The 420-nt window shown below is 57.4% G+C and carries 1 protein-coding gene; it reads left to right on the top strand.

Features of this window, described 5'->3' with window-relative positions; genetic code table 11:
- Window positions 1–420, top strand: a 420-nt coding sequence (locus tag E1189_RS22210) for a hypothetical protein (RefSeq protein WP_196220836.1), incomplete at both ends; no start/stop codon positions are given.

The following is a 420-nucleotide window of genomic DNA, read 5'->3' as shown; positions in this document are numbered from 1 at the left end:
GACAAGGAGATCGAACTGGCTCTGGGTAGGTTACTTCAGATTATGGGGGACATGAAAAACCTGAGAGCGGCCCGGGACATTTTTACCCGGCTGCGCACTCAGTCGGCCAGAGGACAGGTGAACACTCCCTGTAATGACAAGGACATTGAACTGGCTCTGGGGAGACACCATCAGCTTATGGGAGGCTCGAACAACCTGAGAGCGGCACTGGAGATCTTTACCCAGCTGCGTACCCGAGCGGCGGGGGGACAGGCAAATACCCCCTGTGATGACAAGGATATCGAGCTGGCTCTGGGCAGGTTACTCCAGATTATGGGGGGCATGAACAACCTGAGAGCGGCACGGGACATTTTTATCCGGCTGCGCACTCGGGCGGCCAGAGGGCGGGCGAACACGCCTTGCGATGACAAGGAGATCGAA

The organism is Parendozoicomonas verongulae, from assembly GCF_009711465.1.
In the GTDB taxonomy this organism is placed as follows: Bacteria; Pseudomonadota; Gammaproteobacteria; order Pseudomonadales; family Endozoicomonadaceae; genus Sansalvadorimonas; species Sansalvadorimonas verongulae.
This window is presented reverse-complemented; position numbering and strand designations above follow the sequence as displayed.